This window comes from Chryseobacterium oryctis (assembly GCF_025971925.1).
GTDB lineage: Bacteria > Bacteroidota > Bacteroidia > Flavobacteriales > Weeksellaceae > Chryseobacterium > Chryseobacterium oryctis.
Window position 1 is genome coordinate 191,155 of sequence record NZ_JAPDHV010000006.1, and the last position, 22,048, is coordinate 213,202.

23 protein-coding genes are annotated in these 22,048 nt (G+C 32.1%); 13 read left to right on the top strand and 10 right to left on the bottom strand.

The features are described 5' to 3' along the window. Positions 1-90: 90 nt before the first annotated feature. The gene (locus OH806_RS13790) at positions 91-1,239 is read left to right on the top strand and encodes a pseudouridine synthase (RefSeq protein WP_264744253.1); all 1,149 of its coding nucleotides are present in this window, start codon (positions 91-93) and stop codon (positions 1,237-1,239) included. A 76-nt stretch (positions 1,240-1,315) separates the two neighbouring features. On the opposite strand, the gene pncA is transcribed toward OH806_RS13790, so the two are convergent. After that, positions 1,316-1,921 (bottom strand): bifunctional nicotinamidase/pyrazinamidase, encoded by a 606-nt coding sequence (pncA, locus tag OH806_RS13795; RefSeq protein ID WP_264744254.1) that lies wholly within the window; start codon positions 1,919-1,921, stop codon positions 1,316-1,318. Positions 1,922-2,031: 110 nt separating this feature from the next. On the opposite strand from pncA, the gene OH806_RS13800 reads away from it, so the two are divergent. The 7 genes from OH806_RS13800 (at position 2,032) to OH806_RS13830 (ending at position 6,490) form a co-directional block, all read left to right on the top strand. After that, positions 2,032-2,577: a YfiT family bacillithiol transferase gene (locus tag OH806_RS13800; RefSeq protein WP_264744255.1), complete on the top strand. Its 546-nt coding sequence runs from the start codon at positions 2,032-2,034 to the stop codon at positions 2,575-2,577. Beyond that, positions 2,571-3,029 (top strand): DUF1569 domain-containing protein, encoded by a 459-nt coding sequence (locus OH806_RS13805; protein ID WP_264744256.1) that lies wholly within the window; start codon positions 2,571-2,573, stop codon positions 3,027-3,029. Before OH806_RS13800 ends, OH806_RS13805 begins: the two co-directional genes overlap by 7 nt. After that, positions 3,026-3,400 (top strand): bacillithiol system redox-active protein YtxJ, encoded by a 375-nt coding sequence (ytxJ, locus tag OH806_RS13810; RefSeq protein WP_264744257.1) that lies wholly within the window; start codon positions 3,026-3,028, stop codon positions 3,398-3,400. The genes OH806_RS13805 and ytxJ overlap by 4 nt, the downstream gene beginning before the upstream one ends. Beyond that, positions 3,400-3,993: a Crp/Fnr family transcriptional regulator gene (locus tag OH806_RS13815; RefSeq protein WP_264744258.1), complete on the top strand. Its 594-nt coding sequence runs from the start codon at positions 3,400-3,402 to the stop codon at positions 3,991-3,993. Before ytxJ ends, OH806_RS13815 begins: the two co-directional genes overlap by 1 nt. Before the next feature lie 183 nt (positions 3,994-4,176). Next, complete coding sequence (locus tag OH806_RS13820) at positions 4,177-5,100, top strand: DUF3078 domain-containing protein (RefSeq protein ID WP_264744259.1); 924 nt, start codon at positions 4,177-4,179, stop codon at positions 5,098-5,100. Positions 5,101-5,317: 217 nt separating this feature from the next. Next, the gene (locus tag OH806_RS13825) at positions 5,318-5,875 is read left to right on the top strand and encodes a DUF4256 domain-containing protein (RefSeq protein ID WP_264744260.1); all 558 of its coding nucleotides are present in this window, start codon (positions 5,318-5,320) and stop codon (positions 5,873-5,875) included. Positions 5,876-5,989: 114 nt separating this feature from the next. Further along, positions 5,990-6,490: a hypothetical protein gene (locus OH806_RS13830; protein ID WP_264744261.1), complete on the top strand. Its 501-nt coding sequence runs from the start codon at positions 5,990-5,992 to the stop codon at positions 6,488-6,490. Between the two features lie 35 nt (positions 6,491-6,525). Here OH806_RS13830 and OH806_RS13835 read toward each other — a convergent pair whose 3' ends face one another. Next, positions 6,526-7,557 carry a threonine aldolase family protein gene (locus OH806_RS13835; RefSeq protein WP_264744262.1) on the bottom strand — a complete coding sequence of 344 codons (1,032 nt, stop codon included), beginning with the start codon at positions 7,555-7,557 and terminating at the stop codon, positions 6,526-6,528. 85 nt (positions 7,558-7,642) lie between these two features. Between OH806_RS13835 and OH806_RS13840 the strand changes: the two genes are divergently transcribed. Beyond that, complete coding sequence (locus OH806_RS13840) at positions 7,643-8,296, top strand: metal-dependent transcriptional regulator (RefSeq protein WP_264744263.1); 654 nt, start codon at positions 7,643-7,645, stop codon at positions 8,294-8,296. Positions 8,297-8,347: 51 nt separating this feature from the next. Here the strand turns inward: OH806_RS13840 and OH806_RS13845 are convergent, their stop codons facing one another. From OH806_RS13845 to OH806_RS13855, 3 genes are read right to left on the bottom strand one after another with little or no spacing between them, the layout of a single operon-like run. Next, positions 8,348-9,487 (bottom strand): hypothetical protein, encoded by a 1,140-nt coding sequence (locus OH806_RS13845; RefSeq protein WP_264744264.1) that lies wholly within the window; start codon positions 9,485-9,487, stop codon positions 8,348-8,350. A gap of 33 nt (positions 9,488-9,520) precedes the next feature. Continuing rightward, positions 9,521-10,420, bottom strand: a complete 900-nt coding sequence (locus OH806_RS13850; RefSeq protein ID WP_264744265.1) for a TssN family type VI secretion system protein — start codon at positions 10,418-10,420, stop codon at positions 9,521-9,523. Between the two features lie 54 nt (positions 10,421-10,474). Beyond that, positions 10,475-11,392, bottom strand: a complete 918-nt coding sequence (locus OH806_RS13855; RefSeq protein WP_264744266.1) for a type VI secretion system baseplate subunit TssG — start codon at positions 11,390-11,392, stop codon at positions 10,475-10,477. A gap of 284 nt (positions 11,393-11,676) precedes the next feature. Between OH806_RS13855 and OH806_RS13860 the strand changes: the two genes are divergently transcribed. The 4 genes from OH806_RS13860 (at position 11,677) to OH806_RS13875 (ending at position 14,798) form a co-directional block, all read left to right on the top strand. After that, positions 11,677-12,468 carry a S1/P1 nuclease gene (locus OH806_RS13860; protein ID WP_264744267.1) on the top strand — a complete coding sequence of 264 codons (792 nt, stop codon included), beginning with the start codon at positions 11,677-11,679 and terminating at the stop codon, positions 12,466-12,468. A 225-nt stretch (positions 12,469-12,693) separates the two neighbouring features. Beyond that, on the top strand, positions 12,694-13,560 hold the full coding sequence (locus OH806_RS13865; protein ID WP_002979276.1) for a sigma-70 family RNA polymerase sigma factor: 867 nt from the start codon (positions 12,694-12,696) through the stop codon (positions 13,558-13,560). Positions 13,561-13,690: 130 nt separating this feature from the next. Continuing rightward, on the top strand, positions 13,691-14,284 hold the full coding sequence (locus OH806_RS13870) for a hypothetical protein (RefSeq protein ID WP_264744268.1): 594 nt from the start codon (positions 13,691-13,693) through the stop codon (positions 14,282-14,284). 13 nt (positions 14,285-14,297) lie between these two features. Beyond that, positions 14,298-14,798 carry a GNAT family N-acetyltransferase gene (locus OH806_RS13875; protein ID WP_264744269.1) on the top strand — a complete coding sequence of 167 codons (501 nt, stop codon included), beginning with the start codon at positions 14,298-14,300 and terminating at the stop codon, positions 14,796-14,798. Positions 14,799-14,888: 90 nt separating this feature from the next. Here OH806_RS13875 and OH806_RS13880 read toward each other — a convergent pair whose 3' ends face one another. From OH806_RS13880 to kdsA, 5 genes are all read right to left on the bottom strand, one after another. Continuing rightward, the gene (locus OH806_RS13880) at positions 14,889-17,687 is read right to left on the bottom strand and encodes a multicopper oxidase domain-containing protein (RefSeq protein WP_264744270.1); all 2,799 of its coding nucleotides are present in this window, start codon (positions 17,685-17,687) and stop codon (positions 14,889-14,891) included. A gap of 159 nt (positions 17,688-17,846) precedes the next feature. Then, positions 17,847-18,320 carry a DUF3347 domain-containing protein gene (locus tag OH806_RS13885; RefSeq protein WP_264744271.1) on the bottom strand — a complete coding sequence of 158 codons (474 nt, stop codon included), beginning with the start codon at positions 18,318-18,320 and terminating at the stop codon, positions 17,847-17,849. A gap of 109 nt (positions 18,321-18,429) precedes the next feature. Continuing rightward, positions 18,430-18,807 carry an HYC_CC_PP family protein gene (locus OH806_RS13890; protein WP_264744272.1) on the bottom strand — a complete coding sequence of 126 codons (378 nt, stop codon included), beginning with the start codon at positions 18,805-18,807 and terminating at the stop codon, positions 18,430-18,432. Between the two features lie 135 nt (positions 18,808-18,942). Beyond that, complete coding sequence (locus OH806_RS13895; RefSeq protein ID WP_264744273.1) at positions 18,943-21,162, bottom strand: TonB-dependent receptor plug domain-containing protein; 2,220 nt, start codon at positions 21,160-21,162, stop codon at positions 18,943-18,945. Between the two features lie 43 nt (positions 21,163-21,205). Next, on the bottom strand, positions 21,206-22,015 hold the full coding sequence (kdsA, locus tag OH806_RS13900; RefSeq protein WP_264744274.1) for a 3-deoxy-8-phosphooctulonate synthase: 810 nt from the start codon (positions 22,013-22,015) through the stop codon (positions 21,206-21,208). Positions 22,016-22,048: the final 33 nt, after the last annotated feature.

The window sequence follows — 22,048 nt, forward strand, 5'->3', positions numbered from 1 at the left end:
TATAAAATTAATTGGAAAACTATAATGCAAAGTTATGATTCTTAATTTTTAACTCGTAACTAAATTACTATCTTTGCAGAAATTTTTAGAATGAGCAGAGATAATAACAATTCAGAAAGACCAAAGAGACCAAGAATTTCAACCAAGAAAAATTCTGATAATTCTCGTGCTTCTAGATCTGGAAATTCTTCAGGTTCAAAACCTTTCAACAAATCTTTTCCTAAAGCAGGAGAAAGAAATTCTGATTCCAGAAAGAGCGGTGGCACAAGTTACCAAGATAGAATGGATAAGAAATTTGGAAAAACTGAACAAGAACCTTTTATTACCAATTCAGGTGAAGGAAAAAAAACTTTTGGAAAATCTGCACCGAAAAGAGGAGGCAGCAGACCTAACAATTTCGATACAAGAGATAAATACGAAAGAGGTAGCCTAAAATATGGCAGAAGACCCGGAGCAGAAAACAGAGAAGATAAAAATAAATCTTTCGTACAAAAAAGAAGATTAAACAAGATTGATAAAGATATTCATAAAGATACTATCCGTCTTAATAAATACATTGCCAATTCAGGAATTTGCAGCAGGAGAGAGGCAGATGAATTAATCACCCAAGGTTTAGTAGAAGTAAACGGAAAGGTAGTAACCGAAATGGGATATCAGGTTCAGAAAACTGATAAAGTAGTTTTCGACGGACAGAATATCACTCCAGAAAAACCAGTTTATGTACTATTAAACAAGCCAAAAGGTTATATTTCTACTACAAAAGATGATAAAGCGAGAAAAACAGTAATGGATTTGGTAGCAAATGCTTCTCCTTACAGAGTTTTCCCTGTCGGAAGATTAGATCGTTCTACTACTGGAGTTATTCTTTTAACGAATGATGGTCACATGACAAAAAAACTGACTCACCCATCTTTCGACGCAAAGAAAATTTATCATGTAACGCTGGATAAAAAATTGACTCACGAAGATATGAAGCTTATTGCGGAAGGAATTCGTTTGGATGAAGGTGTAGCTGTAGTAGACCAAATTTCTTTCATTGAAGGTAAACCCAAAAATGAAGTAGGAATTGAAATCCATATCGGATGGAATCGCGTTATCAGAAGAATTTTCCAAAGATTAGGATACGAAGTTGAAGCTCTTGACCGAGTAATGTTTGCCGGTTTAACCAAGAAAAACATCAAAAGAGGACACTGGAGAATCTTAACAGAACTAGAAGTTAATAATCTTAAAATGCTTTAATAAGTTTTTAAGTAAAAATAAAAAAGACGTTGAAAAATATTCAACGTCTTTTTTTGTATACATTTGTCATTCTGAATTATCCCAAAACAGTTACTCCCTTCTGAATCAATTCATAGATTGCATCTCTTCCGTTATCTGGTTTTACATTTACAGCGCGGGTTCCATTAAAATGCAGACAAGTCACATATCCGTTTGCAACAGCATCTGTACATGTAAACTTCACACAGTAATCAAGTGCTAAACCCACAATTTCAACCAATTGAATATCATGATATTTCAGAAAATCATCCAATCCTGTTTTCATAAAATGGTTGTTGTCCTGAAAGCCACTATAACTATCAATTTCAGGGTTTTTACCTTTCTGAATAATATGAGTTACCATATCTCTGTTCAAATCTTTATGGAATTCTGCTCCAAAAGTCCCTTGAACACAATGATCAGGCCACATAAATTGAGGAACTCCGTTTAAAATAATGCTTTCACCAACTTTTCTACCATTATTACTAGCAAAACTTTTATGATTTGATGGATGCCAATCCTGAGTTAAAACAATTTGGTCATATTCATTTTCTTCCATCAGAAGATTGATATAAGGAATAATTTCATTGGCTCCAGGAACTGCCAAAGCACCTCCTTCACAAAAATCATTCTGTACATCAACTATTATTAACGCTTTTTTCATATTTAGATTTCTCGAATTTTTGATAAATTTACAAAAAACTAATACTCAAAAAACTGTCCAAAATATAATTATCGGACAAATCGGCAATATAAAAGTTAAAACCAAATACAATGAGTCATTTAGAAAATTTAGAAGAAAAGAAATTTCCAATCGGTCAATTCCAAGAACTGGAAAATATCTGTGATATAAAACTGGACGAATACATAAAAGTAATCAAAGATTTTCCCGGAAAACTAAAAAACCTCGTTGAAAATTGGTCTGATGACGAGCTAGATACACCGTATAGAGAAGGAGGATGGACGGTGAGACAGCTTATTAATCATATTGCAGATAGTCATATCAATAGTTTTATGCGTTTCAAATTAGCCCTTACAGAAGAAAACCCTACCATAAAACCATATGATGAAGCAAAATGGGCAGAGCTTCAGGATAGTATCAATATGCCTATAAAACCTGCTTTGAGAATGATAAAAGGTACTCATCAAAGATGGAATACTTTATTAAAGAGTCTTACTAATAAACAATTTGAAAGAACTTTTCGGCATCCTGAGAAAACTAAGGATTATGATTTAAGATATTACGTTGCTTTATACGCTTGGCATTGTAATCATCATTTTGCGCATATTGATAATTTGAAGAAAGAAAAAGGTTGGTAAAAAATCTTCATAATCGGGTTTACTTTAATGAAATCATTGAGAGAATTTCACTCCTCTCTGAAAATTCACAGAGAAAATGGGGCAAAATGACCGTCTCACAAATGCTGAAACATTGTGATTTAATTTTACAAATCCCGTTAAAAAGAATTGAAATTCCGAAGATTAATATTTTTTTTCAGTATATCGGTATTCTTACAAAAATAGAAATCCAGATTTTTAATAACGGAATTCCCCATAATATGCCGACTTTTCAAAAAGTAATCGTTACTTTTGAGTGTGATTTTGAAGAAGCAAAGCAAAATCTTTTAAAAACATTAGAACAATATTGGGACGCTTATCAAAATGAAAACTTACCTGAAAAGCATAATCTTTTTGGTAAAATGAATGAGAAAGATTGGGGCATCCTGGAATACAAACATCTTAATCATCATTTAAAACAATTTAATGTATGAGTATTTTTGATAAAATATTTGGCGGAAAACAGGAAAGCTCTGAAGAGAAATCTTTCTGGAACAAAATAGAATCTGAAGAAGATTTAGAAAAAGCTATTGAAAATTCTTATAAAAACAAGATTGCAATTTTCAAACACTCTACAAGTTGCTTCATCAGTAAAACTGTATTGAAAAATTTTGAAAAAGAGGTTGAAAACTTTGATGGAAAAGTAGATTTTTATTACTTAGATTTATTAGCTCATAGACCAATTTCAAATAAAATTGCGGAAATTTTTGAGATTCGTCATGAAAGCCCTCAATTGATAGTAATAGAAAACGGAAAGGCTATAAACAACGCTTCACACCAACATATATCTACAAGCATTATTTAATGAAGAATATTAATAATTATCTGGCAAAAGTATTAGATGTTCCACTTGAAAAAGTGAGTCTTTGTAGTGTGCACTATGAGGTAAAAAAAATTCCTAAAAATCAGTTTATCTTGCAATACGGAGAAGTTTGCAGACACATATATTTTGTAGAGAAAGGTCTTTTGAAGATGTATTCTATCGATAAAAATGGGAAGGAACATATTATACAATTTGCTCCTGAAAGTTGGTTGATTTCGGATAGAAGTAGTCTTTATTTCAATGAAAAGTCTGTCTATTACATCGAAACCGTAGAAGATTCTGAAGTAATTTTACTACAGTCTGATTTTATCAGCAAATTGATAGGAGAGTTCCCCAACAGCGTGGAAAAAAGTGATATTTTGGTTCAAAAACATATCAAAAGCCTTCAGGACAGAATTAATTCTCTATTAGCTGAAACAGCAGAAGAAAGATATATGAAATTTATCAAAATGTATCCAGATTTGCTTTTGAGAGTTCCACAATGGATGATTGCGTCTTATCTTGGTATAACACCCGAAAGTTTAAGCCGTGTAAGAAAAGAGCTTGCCAGAAAAAACTTCGTTCCGGATAAATAAATTAAAAGGTTAATCAAAAAGTGAGTTGGTTAGCCTTTATTAATTAACAATTAGAGAATAAAAATAAATTTCTAATTCAATATATCTCCTTAAAGTGAAAAATAAGTAATTATTTATTTTTAAGTTTGCAATTTAATTATTCCAATAAAAAAAAATTATTTTATTTTTGAAAATAAATAAACTATGAGAAAAATTTTAATTCCCGTTTTTCTTTTAATAGCGGGTTTAGCTTCTGCTCAGGAGACCAAAAGTGAAGCTCCGGTTGTTGACTCAACAAAAGCATGGAGTATTGAAGGGCAAAATACATTAATGTTAAATCAAGCAGCATTTTCCAATTGGGTAGGAGGTGGAGCCAATAATGTTGGGTGGCTTGCCGGAGTAAATTACAATCTTACATACGAAAAAGGAAAAGATCTTTGGGAAAATGTTATTATTCTTGGTTATGGTCAAAATAATACAAAGGGTATAGGTACAAGAAAAACCCAGGATATTATTAATCTTTCTTCAAACTATGGGCGTGAGTTTGCAAAACATTGGTATATATCAGGTGGTGCAAGTCTACAGACTCAATTTGCAGCTGGTTATGAAGACGGAAATAATCCTGATGCTGCAAAAATTTCAAATTTCATGGCTCCAGGCTATTTAAGCATGGGAGTTGGAGTTACCTACAGACCAAATGATAATTTTACAATGACATTGCGTCCAGCCAACGCAAGATGGACTTTTGTATTAGATAAAGACCTACAATATGCGGGAAACTATGGATTGAAAAATGATGGAGATTCCTCATTATTCCAATTCGGATTCTTGGGAACAGCTATTTATAAGGTGAAAATTATGGATAACATCAGCTTAATAAATACAGGTTCAGTATTTTCAAATTATTTAGATCATCCTGAAAGATTAGTGCTTTCATATAGTGGAGTTTTAAATATGAAAATCAATAAATTTATCTCTACAAATGTAACCTTAGATTTATTATATGATCATAATCAAATCCAAAAGACTCAGCTAAAACAAACTTTAGGAGTTGGTTTTGCTTATAATTTTGATAATGGTAAAAAACGTTCTGAAAACAAAGACAACCAATCTTGGTTGAATAAATAACTCAGATTTAATTACAATAAAACAAAAGACCAATTCAAAATAATTGGTCTTTTTAATTTCCAGAAAGTTTAAATTAGAATTCCAAAAATAAATACAATTTAACATAATATAAATTATAGGATAAATTAAATATTTTATGAAAACCATATCCTTTCAATTATTTACTTTTTGTATTTTAGAATTATAAAAATTTCATCATCAACAAAATAGAATTCTTATGAACAAAAAAAAACTAACCGCTGAACAAAGCTCAGAGCTTTTAAAAACTTTAAAAACAAGATTCATAAAGAATATAGACCGTCATCAAAACTTAGACTGGGAAAAAATTCAGGAAAAATTAGAGAAAAATCCTGAAAAACTCTGTGCACTAAACCAAATGGAAATAACCGAAGGTGAACCTGACGTAGTTGACTATGATAAAAATACTGACCAATACATCTTTTTCGACTGCTCTCCTGAAAGTCCTAAACGAAGAAGCCTGTGCTATGATTATCAGGCTTGGGAAGCTAGAAAAGCAAATAAACCAGAAAATAACGTCATAGATACAGCTACAGAAATGGGAATTGAAATTCTGAATGAAGAGCAATATCGTAAACTTCAGGAATTGGGGAAATTTGACCTAAAAACTTCGAGTTGGATAAAAACTCCTGCAAATATAAGAGAATTAGGTGGCGCTTTATTCTGTGATCGCCGTTACAACACAGTTTTCACTTACCACAACGGTGCCGATTCATATTATGCAGCCAGAGGTTTTCGTGGCTGTGTGAAAGTATAATTTTTAACTTTCAGACTATTTGAATTAAATAAAAAATCAATAATTATGTTAAATTACTTTCATAATTCTTAATTTAGCATTGTAGAAATTTGATTAAACTTAATAATTCAGAATATGAAAAAATTAGTTTTATTAGCCTCATTATCAGTGTTTTTGTTAAATTGCAACAAAAAACCTGAAGCGCCTGTTGCTGAAATAATTCCTGTTGATACAGTCGATACCGCAGAAAAAGTAGTTGATACCCTTGGAGCTAAATCTTTTTGCTATATCGGCGTAATTGGAAAAGATACTGTTTTTGTAAGCATTGATGATAATTTAGGAACAATTACCGGTAAAATGGCAACGAAAAACAATGAAAAAGACAGTAATAAAGGTGATTTGTCAGGATTTAAAGCTGGTGATACTCTCAAACTAACATACGAATTTTCTTCTGAAGGTAAAAAAGATAACAAAAATGATATTTATTTCTTGCAGACAAAAGACGGCTTAAATGAAGGTATTGGAGAAAAAGATGCGGAAACAGGAAAATATGTGAATGAAAAAAACATCAAATATTCGGGAGGCAGAAATTTGAAAAATGTCGATTGTAATGTTGTCGCAAACGTATTAAAATAAACTTACAAAAAAATGCAACCAATTGGTTGCATTTTTTATAATTCACTTTTTATAATTTCTATAAAATCATTTACTGCTTTATCTCCTGTATTCCATGAAGTAATGAGACGGATTGCTGATGAGTTTTCATCAATTTTTTTCCAAATATAAAACTCAAATTTCTCAGATAATTTTAGAATTAAATCATTCTTCAAAATCGGAAAAATCTGATTGGTAAAGGTCTCGGAGAGAAACTGCATTCCCCTTTCTTTCATTGCATTTTTCATTTTCATTGCCTGTACATTAGCATGTCTGGCCAAATCAAAATACAAATCGTCTTTCAGTAATTCTAAAAACTGAATGCCCAACAACCTTCCTTTTGCCAACAACGCTCCTTTTTGTTTTATATTAAAAGCAAAATCCTGTTGAAGCTCCTGATTATTAATAACAATCGCCTCTCCTATCAAAGCTCCATTTTTGGTTCCTCCCAAATAAAAAACATCTGTGAGCTCAGCTACTTTTTCCAGAGTCAAATCACTGATTTCAGAAGTTAAACCGTGTCCCAATCTCGCGCCATCCATAAAAAGATAAAGGTTATTATTCTTGCAAAAAGCTGATAACTCCTCCAATTCTTTTAAGGTATAAACAGTTCCAAGCTCTGTAGAATTCGAAATATAAACCAACTTAGGCATTACCTGATGTGGTACATTTTTATGATTTTCCAAAACTGGAATAATATCTGAAGGATTTAACTTTCCGTCCTCTTTTTCTATACTCAAAATTTTATGTCCTGTTGCTTCAATTGCTCCTGTCTCATTATTTAGAATATGACCTGTGGAAGCAGAAACAACACATTGATGTGGTCTTAAAATAGACGAAATGACGATTAAATTTGCCTGAGTTCCTCCTGAAACAAAGTATACTTCAGAAAAATTTCTTTTAATTTTTTCTTTGATTAAAGCTTTAGCCTCAAAAGAGTAATTATCCTCTCCGTATCCTGCCTGTTGATCTAAATTATGCTCTAAAAGTGACTGTAAAATGCGAGGATGACATCCCTCCGAATAATCGTTTTTGAATGAAAATTTCATAGAGTGAAATTAAAAAAAGTTAAAATAACAACACCTCTTTATTAATATTATTTTGTTAGATTTGTAATGAAAATCATCTAACATTTTGAGAACTACACTTACAGAAGAGAATTACCTGAAAGCATTATTTCATCTGGTTGATAATGAAGGGAAAGTAACGATTAACGAATTGAGCAAATTTTTGAATGTAAAAATGCCAAGCGTTAATAACATGATGAAGAAGTTTGCTGAAAAAAGCTGGGTAATTTATGAAACCTACAAGCCTCTTCGCGTCACAGAAAAAGGAAGACGGGAAGCTGCTTTGGTAGTAAGAAAACATAGACTTACAGAAATGTTTTTGGTAAAAAAGATGAATTTTGGGTGGGAAAATGTCCATGAAATTGCAGAACAGCTGGAACATGTGCATTCTACCCTATTTTTTGATAAAATGGATGAAATTCTTGATTATCCTAAATTTGATCCACACGGAGAACCTATTCCCGATAAAGATGGAAATATCATTGCTCAGGATTTACAAAAATTAAGTACCTGCGAATTAGGTGAAACTGTAACTTTTGCATCCGTAACACTTTCTGACGATGCTTTTCTTAATTATTTAACGGAAAGAAATTTACTCTTAAATAAGAAAATCAAAGTCTTAAAAATCGAAAGTTTTGACAAATCTATCACCGTAGAAGTTGACGGAAAACAAGAAGTTCTCAGCAGAAAAGCTACAGAGAAAATCTTAGTTAAAAAATAAAAAAATCCCGTTTAAAATGACGGGATTTCTATTTTATAAATTAATTCTACATTAATCTAAAACACTCCAACCTCTCTTCGGATTATTGTTGTTTGATACTTCCTGCTCATTAACAATAATATTTTCTTTTTTCTGACCGATATAATCAAGTTCGCTAAGTTTAGAAAAAATAATTTCCAAACTTTTCAGCATTTGCTGAATGTAAAGAAGGGGTTCTCCACAATTATGATGGTCATAGTTAGTTTCAGCAACGATTGATAATTGATTAAGTAAAGTATGTGGTGCAATTTCACTCCATTCCAAACTGTAATTCAGCATTTCTTCTAATTCTGCTGGAACTAAAACCTGAGTCGAATTGTATAAACGAAGCGCCAGTTTCGCAAAAGATTCAATCAAAAATACAGGCGGTTGATAAGGTATAATATTTCTGAATTGGAAATACATATCCCCAAATGTCGTAACCATTGTATTACACAAGAACTTTACATTTTGTGCTAACGCGGTATTCTGATTTTTATGTGATGCCTTTTGAATGATTTTAAAAGCATATTGCTGCAAATTTCCGATAGATTTTGCATAATTATTATAGTAATCCAGCAACGCAGGATGACTCTGAACCGATGTACAAGGCGGAATAAAATTAGAATCTACCTGCGCAATATTACCTTTCAAATCGACTTTACCAATAATCAGATAATTTCCTCCGGAATAACTGCTGTTCAATGAAGTTACGGGAAGAAGTTCTATATGATGATTGGGATGTGTATTGGGATGTCTAGGTGGAATTTCTTCAGGATCGATGTCTCCGAAAGGAATTTTATCAAACGGATTTACCGATATCAAAATATAGTATTCACCATCAGCTTGTTCTTCGTTCATTGATTTTGCCAATGATTTCACGCTCACTCTCCTATCATTCAATTCTATTCTGTATCCTGCAAGCGTGATGGCGCTGCAATGTTTGATTACCAACTGAACATCATTTGTTGCCGTATTATGAACATCAAAAATAGTTCTGTCCGTAAACTCATTTGAAATAGGCAAAAGTCCGAAATTGTATGATGTAATCCCAAGTGAATTGGAATCTCGAATGGTATCAATTAAAAAATTATCCTGATCATTGAGGTGTCTTTGGGAAACCTTCATCCCATCTACCCAATTGATCGCAAAATGTTTAATAGGCTGTATCATATTAAATATCTTTAAAATTTGTGTGTTTGTGTGTTATGCTTTTCTTACTCCTTCTTCTTCATGCTGAATCACTCTTTTACAAATGACGACTTCGTTTTCAGAAATTCCGTTGGTAATAATATCCTGCTCAAAATCAATATATTTTCTAAAACTGAAAAATGATTTTTTGGTATAGAAAATCCAATAATAAGGTTCTTTTTCCTGATCAGAAAGGTGAATAATCGAACTCGGGTTTTTGTGATTATAATCATCTACAACTCTGTAAAACCAATCCCCAAAAGTAACTCCTGTTGGTAAAGTTTTAGCCTTGATTCTAAATCTGTTAGAATCTTCTAAATTTTTACTTAATTCTACATTCAGAACCATTAATCTGTCAAAATCGGCTCCGTCAAAATCTGGAAGTTTCTGATCCGGAGAATACCTCCAAGTCTTATATATATCAAACGGAATGCTTATAAACTGAATATAACAATAGTAGAAAACCATCGGAACCAGGAAAATAAACATACTCGTCGCTGCCATGATTGGGTACCCCATTCCTCTACTCATCCATTCGAAAATAAAATAAAAAAGATATCCCCCGAAAGCAATACAGGTAAGCGAAAGTATAGATTCAAACAAAATACTCATTCCGAGAGAATCAATATGTTTTCTAAAAAATTTATGTAATAAATTAACGTGAATTATCCCCAAAATAAGGTAAATAATCTGTGAAATAAGATACCAATAAGGATTAAAAAGATTTCCCGCAAATCCAAAAATACCCGGGATTGCAAGACATAAACTGCACAGCAGTACGTATATAATAATTGTTTTGATTTTAATGGCAGGCTTATTTCTTCTGATTACTCCAAGAATAACCATCATAATAATTGCAACTAATGGCATTAAAATATACCTAAAAAAGATTCCTTTTACTGAAGAAATTTCCATTTGTTTCTTTTCTAATTAATATTTTGTTGGTGATTGTAAATATAGTAAAATATTCTACAGAAAGGTTGAGTATCCCAAACGGTTGGCGTTTCGTTCATCGTCTGCTAAAGCAAATGAATATTCTTTCTTTTCTGTGATAAAATTCTCCTCGATGTCTACACTTACAGGTAAAAAATAATCATACATTGCCTGAAGTACTCTTCTAAAAGGGCTTCCGGAAATATATTTTTCCATATCAGAATAAGGAATCGGACCTATGTTCACCACCCAGTTTCTCTGCCCATCCATATGCCTTCCACTTGGAATATACGTTACTCCCAATCTTGAATTTCCTAATAGCATAGAATCATCCTCTTCTTCAATATCATCAATAACATTCGGTACAAAGGTAATTTTTACAGGAACCTGCAAAAAAGCAGTCATACATCTTTCAAACCAATGCTTATCTCCTCTTATTTGGTGAAAAAAGGGCAAAATATAGATAAAAATATAGGCATTTTGTTTATCCAGTAAATTAATCAACGGCCACAGCTCACTTACCGTATCAAGCAAAGCGTCTGTATCGCTGCTGATATCAAAATCAAATTCTTTAAGTAAAGAACTTATTTCCGTAAAAAATATCTCCAACTCAAAAGGTTTGAAAAATTTTCGGGCATCTTCTTCTACTCTTTTCTGCTTACGTATTTCCTTTACTACACTTTCTACATTTTTTCTAGTTGCCCCTAATGAAGGCGGATGAAACAAACCTTCAGGAAGATAATCATAAATACCTTCTCTATACGTTTCTATCGTAAAAACTTCCTCATCAAAACCCAAGTAATTGCTGGAAATACTTTTAATATCCTTCAAATAAGCACGATCATTAATACCAACTCTTTCAATAAAAATATTATTTACGGCTCTATGATATTTTAAAAGATTAACTGCTACAGATTCAGCCTTAAAATCTGTCTGTAGTTTATTGTAATTCATGTCTACAATACTGTTTTCATACATAGTGTTTGGTGTAATTATGGCATGTAAAGATAATATATCTCTTATTATTGAAAAAAATATTTTTAAATTATTTTATCTTAAAAATACTAAATTATTGTTCAAAAAAAGAATTCCATACATCAATATCCGTAAAAATACGGAAAATTATCAAAATCAAAAACCTTGATAATATTGGTTTTATGAATAAGTTAAATTTGTAAACATCCTCTCTTAACCCTAAATTAAGTGTATCTTTGCACCCTGAAAATGTTATTAAAAAAATGAAAAGTATTTATTCTAAAATTCTGATTTTAGCATTCATTACATCTTCACTTTATTCTTATGCGTGGGGATTAACAGGGCACAGAATCATTGCAGAAATTGCAGAAAATCACCTTTCCGGAAAAGCAAGAAGGGAAATAAAAAAAATCATGGGTAAAGAACGCCTTGCTTATTGGGCAAACTGGCCAGATTTCATTAAATCTGATACTACTGGTGTATGGAAGCAGGCTTCTGAGTGGCATTATGTAAATGTTGATCCTCAGACAGATTTTAAAGCATTTGAACAAAACCTAAAAGCTCAAGCCGGAGCTAATCTTTATAGCCAGGTTAAAACACTTTCAAGTCAAATAAAAGACGGAAAAACATCAGAAAAAGACAAAAAAATTGCTCTTATTTTCCTTATTCATATCATGGGAGACTTAGCACAACCTATGCATACAGGAAGAGCCGGAGATTTAGGAGGAAATAAAATTAACGTAACTTATTTTGGAGATAAAACAAATCTACACTCAGTTTGGGACGGAAAATTAGTAGATTCTCAAAAATACAGCTACACAGAATATGCAAAACTTCTTGACATCAAATCTAAAGAAGAAGTAGAACAAATTCAATCCGGAACATTAGAAGATTGGCTGTATGATTCTCATAAAATTGCCAATAAAATCTATGCACAAACTCCAAACGATTCAAAATTGTCTTACGATTATCAATACAAATTCAATGAAACAATGGAAAGACAACTTTTGTATGGAGGGTTAAGATTAGCAAAATTATTAAATGACTTGTTTTAAAATATAATAATTTCTACCATATAAAGTGAGGCTTAGGCTTCACTTTTTTTATTCTATCAAACCAATAAAAACCTTAAAATCAATATTTACAAAGTCATAGAGCTTTAATTTACAATTTATTTTTCAACATCATTTTAATTAAATAAAAAATAATTAAAACATTTGTAACCTTTTCAGTTTTCATATCGTATAATATATGGTAACTCTTTTTTGAGGATAAAATAAATGAGACAATTAAAAATCACTAAGCAGGTAACCAACAGGGAAACTGCTTCATTAGACAAGTATCTGCAAGAAATTGGTAAAGTAGAACTTATCACAGCAGACGAAGAAGTAGAATTGGCACAAAGAATACGTGCGGGCGACAGAGCAGCACTTGAGAAATTAATTAAAGCCAACCTTCGTTTCGTGGTTTCAGTATCTAAACAATACCAAAATCAAGGTCTTTCTCTACCCGATTTGATTAATGAAGGTAATTTAGGATTGATGAAAGCAGCAAAAAGGTATGATGAAACTAGAGGTTTCAAATTTATCTCTTACGCGGTTTGGTGGATTCGTCAGTCGATTTTACAAGCTTTGGCAGAACAGTCAAGAATTGTAAGATTGCCATTGAACAAAATCGGTTCTATCAACAAAATCAACAAAGCATACGCTCACCTTGAACAGGAAAACGAAAGACCACCTTCACCTGAAGAATTGGCTGAAGTTCTTGATATGAGTGAAGAAGATATTAAAGAATCTATGAAAAACTCCGGAAGACACTTGTCTATGGATGCGCCTTTGGTAGAGGGTGAAGATTCTAATCTTTATGATGTATTACGTTCAGGAGAATCACCAAGTCCTGATAAAGATTTGATGCTTGAATCTCTTCAAATTGAGATTGAAAGAGCATTGAATACTTTGACTCCTAGAGAAGCTGACTTGGTAAGATTATATTTCGGATTGAACGGAAAACATCCAATGACTCTTGAAGAAATTGGTGAAACTTTCGATTTAACAAGAGAGAGAGTTCGTCAAATCAAAGAAAAAGCAATTAAGAGATTGAAACATAATACCAGAAGTAAGATTTTGAAATCTTATTTAGGTAAATAATTTTTATCGGAAAAATTTCATAGGCGGAGTCTGTTTCAGACTCCGTTTTTTTTGTAACAAATACACTTATTTCTCCAACTAATCAATATTATAAGATTCAATTATTTTCAATAAATACCAAAAACAAATTATGAAGAAAATATTTTTTACCTCTACTCTATTTTTATTACTTTTCTCATGCAATAGGAACCAGTCAGAAAATCCCCCTCTTATAGAAAACGCTATTGATAACACAGAATCATCTATTAAAGGTTCGTTTGAAAGTGGTCGGGATGATAATATGATTGACAAAATTTATTCTGAATTAATTAAAAACGATAAAAAACTATCCGCTCTTGATAACAAAATTTTAAAAACTTATGAAGCTTCAAGAAAAGCTCTTCAAAATTTTGAACATATTCTTTATAAATCAGAATCTTATTATCGTGAAGCAAATTATCATTCAAAATCTATAACTGATTCATTATTAAAACATCAAATAGAAAATCAGATAAAAAAAAGTTCAGAACAATACGAGTCAAAAACAAAAAATATAAGAAATATCATCTCCCTACTGAATAAAAATAATGAAAAAATTAGCAACTTGTATACAGCTTTCAAAATCAGAAAAACCCTTCCTGAGATTGAAAAATACCAAAGCGCACACCCTCTGAAAACGGATAGTCTCACTCAATTTATCAATAAACAGAACAAGCTCTTGGAGGAATTGAAAATATTAAAATAAACACCAACATCTCATGAAATATACTACAAAATGGCTCACAGATAAAACCCGCACTAAAGAACTCATTGATTTTTTTATTGCTCATAAAACAGACACTTATATTTCCCACGGCGAAATAATTTCAGGAAGAGCCATAGATTCTCATCATTGGAATCCCAACCTTGAAACAATTTTGACAGAACAACTGAATACAGATTTTAATTCTGATGACAATTTCCAACTACAAATTCTGATAGTTGAAAATGAAAATGGAAAAATTGTTGGAATGATGATTTTCAGTATCATCAAAAGTCCTTTCAAAAAATACGCAATTTTAGAAGATATGCTTCTGGATCAGTCAGTGAGAGGGCAATCACTTGGAAGTAAACTTTTGAAGGAAGCAATAAATGAATCTAAAAACTGGGATATCAATTTTATTTTGTTGGAAAGCGGAGTCAATAATCATGGAGCACACAATTTTTTCAGTAAATATGGTTTTAAAAAAGTTTCTGAAAGCTATATGCTTACATTATAAAATTATTTTGACACAAAACGAAAACTTGTTAAAGTATAAAAAGTAAAAAGACTGTCTTGTTGAGACAGTCTTTTTTATTTGTTTTTTAAATTAATAAGTTAAAGTAATACCTGCTCCCCATCCCATCTCATTATCATAATTCCCGGAAACAGACAGATATTTTTGCAAAATATATCGTAATCCTGTACTGAATTCACCATCAGAGTTTACACTAAAATTCCCTCTCAACCTCCTAGAAAGTGGGATATCTTCCCTACTCAACTCCAGCAAAACTTTTCCGTTTTGGTCAATACTAGCATCTGCGGTAATCAACATCGGCAAAACATATTGCATTCCGACAATAAAATTGGCTCTATTTTTTGATGCCTTCTGTTGACCAAACCATGTTTTCTTGCCATGAAAATTCATTCCCATTTCTTCAGCCATTTGTCTTTCCATTATTTCATGATTTTTCTGAACTCTCAATCCTGCATAAGGTAATGCCCATTGAAATTTCCCTAAAAATCTTCCTGCTTTAAAATTTCCATCAAAATGATTGAAATCCCAATTTGAATGAAATTCATTAAGGTTTGCCCATCTCGGACCAAACATCGTCATTGTTTCAGCATGAATTTTATTACTTTGAATATCCAACATCGCCATAGAACTTATCATTCTGTTATCTTTCATAAAATCTTTCCAAGCCAACTTTCTATTCGGAAGTTGTGGATTAGGTTTTGAATTTTCATAACTAAAAATTCGTCCCATCCCTGCCATCATATGATACAAAATATGACAGTGGAAAAACCAGTCTCCATCTTGATTGGCTGCAAACTCGAGGGTTACGGTTTCCATTGGCATGATATCAACCACATTTTTCAATGGTGAATATTCTCCTTTTGAATTAATCAGCCTGAAATCATGACCATGAAGATGCATCGGATGGCGCATCATGGAATTATTATAAAGTGTAATTCTCAGAATCTCTCCTTTTTTTATCAGGATTTTATCCGTTTCTGTGACTGTCTTATTATCCAATGTCCATAAATAATGGTTCATATTTCCTTCCAGAGTAAACTTCAATTCACGAACATCTTCTGTCGGAAGAATTGTTTTTTCAGGAGACTTCAACATATTATAAGACAATCTTTTAATAGGCTTTTCTTCCTTCATTTCCACTTCAGAATGATTAGAATGATTTTCTTTTTCATCTTCCTTAGTTTTAATTCCCATCATTTCGTTCATGTGCTTCATCGTCATTTTTCGTTGATTTTCCGAAATTTCGGGATACATTACCTCATTCATATCCATCACTTGATTGCCCATCGTCATATTCATCGGTTTCATATTTCCGCTCATTTCCATCATACCGTTCATCATTTTCATTCCTTCAAACAGCATTAATCTCGGTAAACCAGGAGCTTCAACTCTTTCACCAGAACCCAGCCAAAGCGAGGTATGCCCAATTCTATCTTCTGAAGTCGCCCGAAATTCAAAACTTTTGTTTTCAGGAATCGTTACTTCAATGTCATAAGTTTCCGAAACTCCTATAATCAGACGGTCAACTTCCACTGGAACAACATCATTTCCGTCATTAGCAATCACTTTTATTTTCCCGCCTCCATAATTCAGCCAAAAATAAGTGGATGAGCCTCCGTTTGCAACCCTCAAACGAACCTTATCACCAACTTTCAAATTTGAATAATCTGAGCTTGGCTGTCCGTTAATGAGAAATTTATCATAATAAACATCACTCACGTCCATAGCTTCCATCCTTTTCCATTCGTTCAACAGTTTTGTTCCAAAATTCCCGGATTTTATAGCTTCCCAATAACTTTGCACCGCATTTTTTTTGATTGCATACCAATCTGTATTAGCCATGTGAAGCCTTCTTGCAATCTGCTTCGGATTTTCGTCCGTCCATTCTCCTAATAATACAGGAATTTCTTTGGTATATTCTATTTTAGATTCTGCTTTTCTTTTTTGGAAAATTAAAACCCCATTCATCCCGATTTGTTCCTGCAGCCCTTCATGTGAATGATACCAATAGGTTCCGTTTTGCGAAACTTTAAATTTATATAAATGAGTTTCTCCAGGCTTTACAGGCTTTGTTGTAAGATAAGGAACTCCATCATGCTCATTGGGTAAGATTACACCATGCCAATGAAAACCTGTATTTTCTTTCAGCATATTGTGAAGATAAATTTCCGCTGTATCTCCTTCTGTAAAATATAACGTCGGAGCTTGTAATTTACCGTTAACAGCAATTGCTCTGCTATTTTTCCCTGTGAAATTAACAATTGTGTCTTTTACATATAAATCGTAGCGAACCGTTTTTCCACCAAAACTTACTTTTCCGTTTTCAGAATTTCTTTTTAAAACAGAAGCTTTCGCTTGAACTTCAGATTTAATCTTTGATTTGGAATCATCCTCCATTTCAACCAAACCCATTCCGCATTTTGGACATCTATCCTGCTTATCTGAAATAATCTCCGGGTGCATCGGGCAAGTATATTTTTTTTGAGATTGAAGCTCAGATTGAGGTTTAGATTTTGATACAGTTTTATCCTGGAGCTTATTGTTAGAATTCAAATCAAGCTTATCTATACTTGATTTCTTATCTGTATTGATGTTTTTTTTGTTTTTTACATCAATTTTCTTTTCTACTTTATTCTTAATTTCTGCTGATTTTTTCTCCGTTTTTGGTATAGATATCTCTTGAGGTTTTGCAATAACTTTTGGTTTTATAACAACAGTTTTTTTTACCAACGTCATTTTACATTTCGGACAATCTCCAGGTTTAGAAGAGATAACCTCAGGATGCATTGGGCATGTATAAAACGTTTTTATTGTTTGTGCTAACGAGAAAACAGAAAACAAAAGCATCAGAAATAATATCAACTTTTTCATAATATTTCAAGCTTATATAAAGGCCGTATATCTTATTTAATACACTCATTGATTAACAAATAGAAACCTAACTTGCCATATCGATGAGAGAAAAATACAATTAGAAATAACTCTAATTAAAACTATACAACCAATTATTAATTAATAAAATACCATCTATTATTTAATAGTTGACTTAACACTTCCGCATGAAAGCATAGAGCTTCCGTAATAAGGATTTACAATTTTAGCCTCATCGCTTAACCAACTTCCGTCTGCCATAGGACAATACTGAATATAAACAGGATTTTCAGAGAGCTTGAACTCCTTAGCCAGAGCAATCATATTATCAGAAAGATTAAAAAAAATTTCTCTTTGAGTATTTATATTTCTAGCTTCTGAAATTGCTGTTGCATCTTTTCTGAGAATATTAAGATTGCCTTCCGAAATCAATTTATAGTCAATTGCAGAAGCTGTTTTGATAAATTCTGTCGCAGCTTTTGAAGTTTTGTCCGCGTCATCTGAAGCCAATGCTGATTTTATCGCTATATAATTTTGATATAGCTTAGAAATTTGCACATCCTTCTTAGATTGTGCCGAAATTGAAATGATTGAAAATATTGAAAATACTATTGAAATGATATACTTTTTCATTGCTTTAAAATTTAGAATTAATAGAATATTTTAACTATTTAAAAATATCGTCGAATGCGATAAAACCGTGTCGTTAATAGACATAAAAATATCAAACGACTTACCTCTCCTAAATTCTAAAATTACAATGATTTATAAAAATCGGAACCGACCTATTTTCAGGTGGTGCATTGATTTGAATTTGAATAAACTTTACAGAAGAAAAAGATTTATCCAAAAAGAAAAACTCATGGTTTTGAATGGTTGAAATTTGTTTTAAAAAATCAACTTTAAGCCAATCTGACTTTTGAGAATCATCAACTTTTATGACCTTAATTTCAGTCTTGCAACATCCTTTTTTCTCTTTAACACCACATTTACTGCAAATATCATCTACTTTCTGACTGACTGAAGCAATTTCTTTCATGCAATAATGAACACTGAAAACAGCTCCGGAAGAAAACCCAAAGTAGAAAACAGAGAATAATATTGCAAGAATCTTTTTCACTACAAGACAAAGGTAGAAATATCTGCTAAATTGCTGTTATATAATTTTGTATAAGTGTTATAAAATTCGGAAAAGAAAAAAACTCCTGAATTTCAGAAGTTTTTGTTTATATCAATAGATTTTTAAATCTTCAGATTATTTGATTTTAAACTCAAGTTTTACATTAAAGAATCTGCCTGTTAAACGAACAGGAACAGGATAAGACAAGTTTGTACTTGCATCGGAAACCCATTGGTTGGCAACCGTATTTCTAATATTAAATGCATTGAAAACCTGTACTCCCAAGGTTAATTCATCAAAATTACTCCAGAATCCATAGGATGTTTTCTTTTGTTTAGGTTCTATAAAAGCATAAGAAAGTCCTAAATCTACTCTTTTGTAAGCAGGTAAAGTTTTTTGATATGAATAAGGGTCTGTAAGAACAGGAGCTCCCGTTGGTAATCCCATTGCGTAAACTAATGTTAAATTCACACGCATTTGAGGGAATTTTGGCATATAATCCTGATAAAACATGGCAAACCTGAATCTTTGGTCTGTAGGTCTTGGAATATAACCCTGTCCGTCAATATTTTCATAAACTCTTGCGTAACTTGCAGATAACCAAGAGTCAACACCTGGAACAAATTCACCAAACAATCTTGTATCAATTCCGTATGCATATCCTGTAGCATTATTTTTTCCTGCATAACGAATTCTTACGTTATCCATGTAATAAGGAATCAGGTTATCCATTTTCTTATAATATGCTTCCGTTGTTAGTTTAAACGGCCTGTCATACATATAGAATTCATAATCATTAGCTAAAATTAGCTGCAATGAACGCTGAGATTTGATATTTGAATTGAAATTTCCATCTAAATCTTTAATTTCTTTATAAAATGGCGATTGATAATAAATACCACCCGATAATTTGAACAACATATCAGATTCCCAATCCGGCTTGATGGCAAACTGGAATCTTGGAGAAAAAATAGTTTCTTTATTAAAACTCCAATTAGAAACTCTGGCTCCGGCATTTACAAAAACCTTACTTGCCCCCCAGAAAAACTTCTGAGAATATTGTGCATAAGCAGAAATTCTAGTTGGTTCAATATGATTTTTTCCTGCAATTCTGTAATATAAATCAAGGTCTGAAAAATCTCCTATCCTAGGATCATCAATTGGTCTAGGCATACTATACCCTGCTGAATCCACCAATTTCCATTCATTGGTTAAATCTTTCAGGTTTTCTTTTTCATATTTAAAGCCAACTTCAATATCCGTATTTACATTTGGCGAAAATTTAGTTCTAAACTGTGTACCATATGTTCTTACAAACAAATCATTTCTGGCATGTTCTATTTGTCCGCCCGCATCATAAGAAGTCACAGGATTTCCTGTAATCGGGTCAAATGTCTGCAAAATATAAGAAGAACCAACCGAATAATACTCTCGTTCTCTATTCTGATAAGAAAAAGCATCCAAAGTAAACTTCCATTTATCCGAAGGCTTGTAATTTGCAGATAAAGTACCCATCATATTCTTATACTTATCATCTTCCTTACCGTTGTAATAAACAGTTAGGTTAAGAGGCATCTGCAAACTTCCAAAATCTACACTCCTTTCTTTAGGAATCATTTCATAATCATTTTTAGAATAATATCCTATGAATGACAATGAGAATTTTGGACTGAAATGATAGTTGAGATACGTCTGAAAATCCATATATCTTGGATTAAAATCTGTATCTTCCTTTAAAGTATTAAGAACAAGGTTTGTATTTCTGTATCTTCCTGAAAATAAAGCCGTAAACTTTCTATTATCATCAGAATCTTTTCCTGCTGCAAAACCTGCCGTTAATCTACCTCCAATCAAACTTCCTTCTCCTGAAAGTTCAAATTTCTGAGGTTCACGATAATAAATATTCAAAGCAGAAGACATTTTGTCACCATATCTTGGTTCAAATCCTCCCGCTGAAAAGTTTACTGTAGAAACCATATCAGGATTAATAATACTCAAACCTTCCTGCTGAGAATTTCTAATCAGGAATGGTCTGTAAATTTCGATATCATTAATATAGATAAGGTTTTCATCATAGTTTCCACCACGAACCATATATTGTGAAGACAGCTCTGTATTTGAGTTTACAGAAGGTAAGGTTTTAATAATACCTTCAATACCTCCTGAAATACTCGCTACATTTTTAGCATCTTTTGCCGAAATTTTTACATTAGTAAGGTCATTGGTTTTCCCGGTTACTTTTTTTTGAAAAACTACCTCTTCAATACTGGTAGTTTTCATAGTATCCTTCTTTTTAACCTGAGAGAATACTAACATGGGAACCATAAGGCTTAGTGGTAAAACTAGTTTTTTCAAAAGAAATATTTTAGAGTTTCTAAAATTAATATTTTTTTAACAATTACAAAATGGATTCTCTTATTCTTGTCAATTTTTGTAACAAATCTTCCAATAAATCCAGTCTCAACATATTTGCACCATCAGATAATGCTGTTTCAGGAGTTGGATGTGTTTCAATGAAAATACCGTCTGCTCCCACCGCAATTCCTGCCTTTGCGATAGTTTCGATTAAATCCGGTCTTCCTCCTGTAACCCCAGAACTTTGATTAGGTTGCTGTAGAGAATGTGTAACATCCAAAATCACAGGTGCAAACTGTTTCATTGTAGGAATACCTCTATAATCAACAATTAAATCTGTATATCCGAAAGAATTTCCTCTTTCAATAATAGCTACTTTTGGGTTATCTGAATCCGTTACTTTCTGAACAGCAAACTTCATAGATTCAGGAGAAAGGAATTGTCCTTTTTTTAACGAAACACATTTTCCTGTTTTTGCTGCAGCTACCAAAAGGTCTGTCTGACGAACCAAAAATGCCGGAATTTGCAACACATCAACATATTGAGCAGCCAAAGCAGCGTGTTCGTTTTCATGAATATCCGTTGTTGTCGGGATATTAAAAGTTTCACCTACTTTTTTAAGGATTTTCAAAGATTTTTCTTCGCCAATCGTTGTAAAAGAGTCTACTCTACTTCTATTGGCTTTCTTGAAACTTCCTTTGAAAATATAAGGAATATTATATTTATTGGTAATCTCAATTACTTTTTCAGCAATTCTCAATGCCATATCTTCTCCTTCAATAATACAAGGACCTGCAATAAGAAAGAAATTTTTGGAATCTTCATGTTGAATATTATCTAAATACTGAATCATCTTTATTTAATTAAAAAGTTCAGTAAAAATACT

Bases quoted from the DNA above. Each gene is read 5' to 3' on its own strand.
- OH806_RS13825 (WP_264744260.1), top strand. From the start codon at position 5,318: ATGAACAAAAAAAAACTAACCGCTGAACAAAGCTCAGAGCTTTTAAAA.
- OH806_RS13875 (WP_264744269.1), top strand. From the start codon at position 14,298: ATGAAATATACTACAAAATGGCTCACAGATAAAACCCGCACTAAAGAA.
- OH806_RS13855 (WP_264744266.1), bottom strand. From the start codon at position 11,392: ATGAATTACAATAAACTACAGACAGATTTTAAGGCTGAATCTGTAGCA.
- OH806_RS13845 (WP_264744264.1), bottom strand. From the start codon at position 9,487: ATGATACAGCCTATTAAACATTTTGCGATCAATTGGGTAGATGGGATG.
- OH806_RS13835 (WP_264744262.1), bottom strand. From the start codon at position 7,557: ATGAAATTTTCATTCAAAAACGATTATTCGGAGGGATGTCATCCTCGC.
- OH806_RS13820 (WP_264744259.1), top strand. From the start codon at position 4,177: ATGAGAAAAATTTTAATTCCCGTTTTTCTTTTAATAGCGGGTTTAGCT.
- OH806_RS13885 (WP_264744271.1), bottom strand. From the start codon at position 18,320: ATGAAAAAGTATATCATTTCAATAGTATTTTCAATATTTTCAATCATT.
- kdsA (WP_264744274.1), bottom strand. From the start codon at position 22,015: ATGATTCAGTATTTAGATAATATTCAACATGAAGATTCCAAAAATTTC.
- ytxJ (WP_264744257.1), top strand. From the start codon at position 3,026: ATGAGTATTTTTGATAAAATATTTGGCGGAAAACAGGAAAGCTCTGAA.
- OH806_RS13800 (WP_264744255.1), top strand. From the start codon at position 2,032: ATGAGTCATTTAGAAAATTTAGAAGAAAAGAAATTTCCAATCGGTCAA.
- OH806_RS13860 (WP_264744267.1), top strand. From the start codon at position 11,677: ATGAAAAGTATTTATTCTAAAATTCTGATTTTAGCATTCATTACATCT.
- OH806_RS13830 (WP_264744261.1), top strand. From the start codon at position 5,990: ATGAAAAAATTAGTTTTATTAGCCTCATTATCAGTGTTTTTGTTAAAT.
- OH806_RS13865 (WP_002979276.1), top strand. From the start codon at position 12,694: ATGAGACAATTAAAAATCACTAAGCAGGTAACCAACAGGGAAACTGCT.
- pncA (WP_264744254.1), bottom strand. From the start codon at position 1,921: ATGAAAAAAGCGTTAATAATAGTTGATGTACAGAATGATTTTTGTGAA.
- OH806_RS13815 (WP_264744258.1), top strand. From the start codon at position 3,400: ATGAAGAATATTAATAATTATCTGGCAAAAGTATTAGATGTTCCACTT.
- OH806_RS13850 (WP_264744265.1), bottom strand. From the start codon at position 10,420: ATGGAAATTTCTTCAGTAAAAGGAATCTTTTTTAGGTATATTTTAATG.
- OH806_RS13880 (WP_264744270.1), bottom strand. From the start codon at position 17,687: ATGAAAAAGTTGATATTATTTCTGATGCTTTTGTTTTCTGTTTTCTCG.
- OH806_RS13870 (WP_264744268.1), top strand. From the start codon at position 13,691: ATGAAGAAAATATTTTTTACCTCTACTCTATTTTTATTACTTTTCTCA.
- OH806_RS13790 (WP_264744253.1), top strand. From the start codon at position 91: ATGAGCAGAGATAATAACAATTCAGAAAGACCAAAGAGACCAAGAATT.